This window comes from Streptomyces sp. NPDC046215, assembly GCF_040646215.1.
GTDB lineage: Bacteria > Actinomycetota > Actinomycetes > Streptomycetales > Streptomycetaceae > Streptomyces > Streptomyces stramineus.
Map to the genome: position 1 here is coordinate 1 of NZ_JBEYZW010000162.1, position 5,812 is coordinate 5,812.

At 76.6% G+C, this 5,812-nt stretch carries 4 protein-coding genes and 1 pseudogene; 3 read left to right on the plus strand and 2 right to left on the minus strand.

All coding sequences use genetic code 11. The annotated features are described in order from the left end of the window. The 3 genes and pseudogenes from ABZ951_RS33370 to ABZ951_RS33380 form a co-directional block, all read left to right on the plus strand. Nucleotides 1–216 (plus strand): annotated as a pseudogene (locus ABZ951_RS33370) (hypothetical protein); the annotation flags it as partial. Continuing rightward, the gene (locus tag ABZ951_RS33375; RefSeq protein WP_344098220.1) at nucleotides 213–398 is read left to right on the plus strand and encodes a hypothetical protein; all 186 of its coding nucleotides are present in this window, start codon (nucleotides 213–215) and stop codon (nucleotides 396–398) included. The pseudogene ABZ951_RS33370 and the gene ABZ951_RS33375, both read left to right, overlap by 4 nt. A 268-nt stretch (nucleotides 399–666) precedes the next feature. Next, nucleotides 667–1,113, plus strand: a complete 447-nt coding sequence (locus tag ABZ951_RS33380; RefSeq protein WP_344098218.1) for an Lrp/AsnC family transcriptional regulator — start codon at nucleotides 667–669, stop codon at nucleotides 1,111–1,113. Here ABZ951_RS33380 and ABZ951_RS33385 read toward each other — a convergent pair. Next, nucleotides 1,103–4,180 carry an SMC family ATPase gene (locus ABZ951_RS33385; protein ID WP_361281712.1) on the minus strand — a complete coding sequence of 1,026 codons (3,078 nt, stop codon included), beginning with the start codon at nucleotides 4,178–4,180 and terminating at the stop codon, nucleotides 1,103–1,105. The two genes, ABZ951_RS33380 and ABZ951_RS33385, sit on opposite strands and share 11 nt — an antisense overlap. Then, the gene (locus tag ABZ951_RS33390; protein ID WP_344098205.1) at nucleotides 4,177–5,349 is read right to left on the minus strand and encodes an exonuclease SbcCD subunit D; all 1,173 of its coding nucleotides are present in this window, start codon (nucleotides 5,347–5,349) and stop codon (nucleotides 4,177–4,179) included. The genes ABZ951_RS33385 and ABZ951_RS33390 overlap by 4 nt, the downstream gene beginning before the upstream one ends. Nucleotides 5,350–5,812: the final 463 nt, after the last annotated feature.

Here is a 5,812-nt window from a genome sequence, read left to right on the forward strand (position 1 = left end):
GGCTGGTACTACGCCCTCGTACCACCGCGCACCGCCGAAGGATGGGACGGCGACGCCCCCTGCTTCGGCCCGGCACACAGCATCACCGTGCCACCACCCCCCTGCTCAACACCACCAGGCCCCTACTGGCTGCTGCCCGCCCCGGACCACGAGCGGATGCTGTGCGACCCGTACGCCCTGTGGCAACTGACCACAAGAGAGGACGCGCCACAGTGAGGTGGTGCTCGTGGTGCAAGAAGAACCAGGAGGGAACCGTCGCGGTCGGAACGGTCGACGGCGACTGCGCCGCCCGCCACTACTACGCCTGCGAAGAATGCCGGGACACACACCGCATCGTGCCCCTCAGTAAGCAACGGGCCCAGCGACTCGACGGCTCACCCCAGTACTACCGGAGCTGAACTCGGAAACCGGTCAGGTGACGTGCACGAGCCCGGCCGCCGGAAAGCGGCCGATGCCGGGGCCCCGGCAGTCAGGGTAGCCAGGCAGCAGCCCCCGGGGGACTGGAGCGCACCCAGGCGACACCGCCGCCCCCGCCACACAAGAGCCGTACCGGCCACTCCCACCCCCACCCACCACAAACCACCCCCCCGGTCCCTCCCCGCAGGGCGCATGTGATCCCCGGCAAACCCCCTGTTCACCCGCCGTTTTCCCTGCTAGACATCGCACATGACCGGCTATTCCCCCGACGCCACCGACTGGCGCATCCTCGACGCTCTGCAGAGCAACGGGCGCGCCGGCTTCGCCGAGTTGGCGCGCACCGTGAACATGTCCTCCAGCGCCGTGACCGAACGCGTCCGCCGGCTGGAAGAAGCCGGCGTCATCGGCGGCTACACCGCCGTCGTCGACCCCGAGAAGCTCGGGCTGCCCGTTCTCGCCTTCGTGCGGCTGCGGTACCCCAACGGCAACTACAAGCCCTTCCACGACCTGCTGGGGTCGACGCCCGAGATCCTGGAGGCGCACCACGTCACCGGCGACGACTGCTTCGTCATCAAGGTCGCGGCCCGTTCCATGCGGCACCTGGAGGAGGTCGCCGGGCGGATCGGTGCCCTCGGGTCGGTGACCACCAGCGTCGTCTACTCCTCCCCGCTGCCCCGCCGGGCCCTCAGCCGCTGACCGCCGCCGTGCGGTGCCGCACCGCCGAGCCCGTCCGGTCCTTGACGAGCTGGAGCTGGGCGGGAATGCGCTGCCGCAGGTCCGCGACGTGGCTGACGATGCCCACCGTGCGGTCCCGCTCGCGCAGCGAGTCCAGGACGTCCAGCACCTCGTCCAGGGTCTGCTCGTCGAGGCTGCCGAAGCCCTCGTCGATGAACAGGGTGTCCAGGCGCACCCCGCCCGCCTCCTCCGTGACGACGTCGGCGAGCCCGAGGGCCAGGGCCAGCGACGCGAAGAACGTCTCGCCGCCCGACAGGGTCGCGGTGTCCCGCTCGTTGCCCGTCCAGGCGTCGATGACGTGCAGGCCCAGGCCGGAACGGCCCCGGCCGCCGGAGCGGGCGTCGGAGTGCACCAGGGTGTAGCGCCCCGAGGACATCCGCCGCAGCCGGACCGTCGCGGCCGCCGCCACCTGCTCCAGGCGGGCGGCGAGCACATAGGACTCCAGACGCATCTTGCGCTCGTTGTGGGCGGAGGTCCCGGCGGCCAGGGCCGCCAGGCCCGCCACCCGGTGGTGCTCCTCGCGCAGCGGGGCCAGCCGGCGGGCGTCCGCGACGGCCTGGGCGGAGAGCCGGCGCAGCTCCTCGCAGCGGGTGCGGGCGGCGGCGTCCTCGGCGGAGGCCCGGCGCAGCGCGCCCGTCGCGGCGTCGGCGGCGGCCAGCGCGGCCTCCGGGTCGGCGGGCGGCCGCGCGGCGGCGTCCGCGGCCACCGCGTCGGCCAGCTCCGCCGCGACCTCGGCCTCCTCCCGCTGCCACCGCTCCAGACGGTCCTGCAACTCCCGCTGCTCCGCGGCGGAGAGCACGGCCGCGGCCGCGGCCCGCGGGCTGTCGAAGCCCGCGCGGTAGGCGGCGTCGGCGAGCCGGTCGTCGGCCTCCTTCAGCCGCTCCGCGGCCCCCTCCGCCGCCCGTACCGCCCCGGCCGCGTCGGCGAGCCGCATCAACTGCCCTTCCAGCAGCTCCGCGCGCCGCGCCACGGACTCCGCGCCGCCGCGCGCGACGGCCAACTCCTCCTCCAGCGCCGCCAGCTGACCGTCCAGCCGCTCCCGGTGGGCGGCGCGCGCGGTGCCGCGCAGCTGAGCCGCCTGCTGCTCCCCGCGGCGCAACTCGTACTCGCGCGCCGCGGCCTCCAGCGCCTCACGTGCCGCGTGGGCGTCCGCGCCGGCCTCCCGCGCCTCGGCGAAGGAACGCCGGACGCCCTCGGCTAGCGCGGCCAGCTCGGCCACGCCGGCGGTGCCGGCGCCGGCCGTGGCCGCGGCCAGGGACTCGCGCAGCGCGCGCAGCCGCAGCTCGGCCTCCTCGCGCGCGGCGTCGGCCCGCCGGAAGGACTCCAGGGCGCGCTCCTCGTCGCCGCGGTCCACGTGGTCGGCCGCGGTCCGCGCCGGGTCGGGGTGCTCGGTGGCCCCGCACACCTTGCACGCCTCGCCCGGGGCCAGGCCGGCCGCCAGCTCGGCGGCGAAGCCGAGCAGGCGGCGCTCCTTGAGGTCCAGCCAGTGCTCGCGGGCCGCGCCGGCCCGCTCACGGGCCTCCCGCAGCCGCGCCTCGGCCTCGGCGGCCCGGCCCGCCAGGCGGTCGCGCTCGCGGGCGGCCTCCAGGCGCTGCCGGGCGGGGGCCAGCTCGCCCTCCAGCCGGGCCGCCCGGGTGGCCGCCTCCCGCGCGGCCTCCAGCCGCCGCTCGTGGGCGGCGCGCCGGGCCTCCCAGCCGGCGAGCCAGTCGGCCGCCTCGGCGACGACGTCCTCGTCCAGGCGGGCCTCGCGGTCCAGGCCGGCGCGCTCGGCGGTGAGGGCGGCGACCCGCGCCTCGGCGCGGCGGGCCGCGGACAGCGAGCCGAGCTCCTCGCGCAGCCGCCGGTCCAGCGCCGCCAGCGCCTCGGTACCGCTGTCCGCGTGCCCGGCCGGCAGCCGCTCCCGCGCCCGGCGCTCCGTGTCGAGTGCGTCGCGCAGCACCCGCCCGGCCCGCTCCCGGGCCTCCAGAACGGGGACGACCGTCCCGGCGGCCCGCGCCCGCTCCAGCCGCCCGCGCACCCGCTCGGCCTCCCCGCGCCGCTCCTCCAGGGCGAGGGCACGCCGCCGGGCACCGGCGTACCGGCGCTGGAGGCGGTCCAGCTCGCGCGCCTCGTCGACGGCCCGGCGCGCGGCGTCGTGCGCCGCCTCGGCGGCGTGCGCGGCGGACGCGGCGATGGTGCGGCGCTCCGCCGCGTTCGTCCGGGCGAGGGCCGCCCACTCCAGCACGGCCTCGGCCAGCCCCGCCTCGCCGGGGGCGAGGGCCGGCCCGGCCGCGCGCTGCGCCGGGACGGCGGCACCGGGCCCGCGCGGCGCGGCCGTCGCGGGCGCCGGCGTGCCGACCTCGGGCAGCGACGGGTCGGCCGCGGCCTGCCGCATCCGGTGGCCCAGGGCCAGCAGCCGCTCGTCGCCCTGGACGACCTGCTTCTCGGCGGCCCTGCGGAGCTCGGCGAGGCGGTCCTCGACGGCGGCGAAGCGGCCCGTGTCGAAGAGCTTGCCCAGCAGCTTGCCGCGGGCGGTGTCCTCCGCGCGCAGGAACCGCGCGAAGTCGCCCTGCGGCAACAGCACCACCTGGCAGAACTGCCCGCTGCTCATGCCGAGCAGCTCCTCGATCTCGTGGCCGATCTCCTGGTGGGAGCGGCTGAGCCCCTCCCACGGGCCGCTACCGGTCCGCTCGCGCAGGGCGCTGTACGCCTTCTCGCGGGTGGAGCCGGTGCCCCGCTTCTTGGGGCGGAGCTGCTCGGGCCGCCGGGTGATCTCCAGGCGGCGACCGCCGACGGTGAGGTCGAGCGTCACCTCGGTGAGCGTCCCGGGGGCGGCGTGGTCGCTGCGCAGCGACAGCCCGCTGCCCTGGCGGGAGCCGGGCACCACGCCGTAGAGGGCGTAGCAGACGGCGTCGAGGACGGAGGTCTTGCCCGCGCCGGTGGGCCCGTGCAGCAGGAAGATCCCGCCGGCCGACAGCTCGTCGAAGTCGATGGTCTGCGTCGCGCCGAAGGGCCCGAACGCGGTGACGGTGAGCCGGTGCAGCCTCATCGGGCCTCCTCCGGGAGGGTCTCGGCCCCGGCGAGCCGCACAGAGTCCAGGGCGGCCGTGAGCACCGCGCGCTCGGCGTCGTCGGGGCCCCGCCCGCCGCGCACGTGGGCGACGAAGTCCTCGGCGATCTGCCGGTCGTCGCGGCCGCGCAGCCGCTGGGCGTAGGAGGCGAGCGGGTCCTCCGGCGCCCGGTCCGGTTCGAGGACGAGGCTGACGACGTGCGGGAAGCGGGCGGCGAGCCGGGCCATGGGCTCGTCCGGCCGCTGCGGGTCGGTGAGGGTGGCCTCGACCCACGCCTGCTCGTGCCGCTCCAGGCGCGGGTCGGCGAGCAGGTCGTCGAGACGGCCGCGGAGGCGGGCGAGCGGGCGCGGCACCGGGCAGTCGAGCCGCTCCGCGGTCACGGCGCCGTCCCCGTCGAGGTCGACCAGCCACATCGTCTTGCGGTGGTCGGCCTCGGAGAAGGAGTAGGCGAGGGGCGAGCCGGAGTAGCGGACGCGCTCGGTGAGGGCCTGGCAGCCGTGGAGGTGGCCGAGGGCGGTGTAGTCGACGCCGTCGAAGACCTCGGCGGGCACGGAGGCGACGCCGCCGACGGTGATGTCGCGCTCGCTGTCGCTGACGGCCCCGCCCGTGACGAAGGCGTGCGCGAGGACGACGGACCGGGTGCCCGCGGGCCGCGCGGCGAGGTCGGCCCGCACCCGGGCCATGGCGGCCTCCAGCACGGCGGTGTGGCCGGCGCCGCGGGCACCGAGCTCCTCGCGGACGAGGGCGGGCTCCAGGTAGGGGAGCCCGTAGAAGGCGACGTCGCCGTGGGCGTCGGAGAGGACGACGGGGGTCCCGCACGCCGCCGGGTCGGTCCGCAGGTGGATGCCGGCCCGCTCGATGAGTCCCGCGCCGACCCCGAGGCGGCGGGGCGAGTCGTGGTTCCCGGAGATCATGACGGTGGGCACGCCGAGGCCGGCCAGCCGGTGCAGCGCCCGGTCGAACAGCTCGACGGCGGCGAGGGGCGGGACGGCCCGGTCGTAGACGTCCCCGGCGACGAGCACCGCGTCGACGTCGTGCTCCCGCACGGTGCGCACGAGGTGGTCGATGAAGTCCCGCTGGGCGTGCAGCAGGCTCATCCGGTGGAAGGACCGCCCCAGGTGCCAGTCGGAGGTGTGCAGCAGTCTCACGACGGGTCTCCGACCTGCATGTTTTCTGTTCCTCCACGCTCTGCGACCGCACCCGCTGCACCGGCCCCGGGCGGCATGCCGTACCTCACCGCCCCCAGTCTCGCACCCGGGCGGCCGGGGGAAGCGGCCCGCCGAGGAGCCCGCCGGGGGAGCGTGAGGCAGGTCACCCGCGGCACGGCCGCCCGCGCGGAGCCGCGCCCTTAGGGCGTGTCTTACGGATCAGCCCGGATCGGGCCGCGGCGTCCGGTGCGGTAGCTCGCAAGGCGGAGCATCTCCCGCGTACTGGGCGTACTCGGGTGATGCGACAACGCGGCGAGGTGCCGTGCCGGGCGTCGCGGCCCCGGGCTGATCCGTAAGACACGCCCTAATACTGCAACGGTCCTTGCTGTGACGGGTGGGCAGGTCGGTCGTTGGTGTGGTTATGGGTGGGGACCTTGGGAGTGCCAGGTTGTGGGCTGGAGAA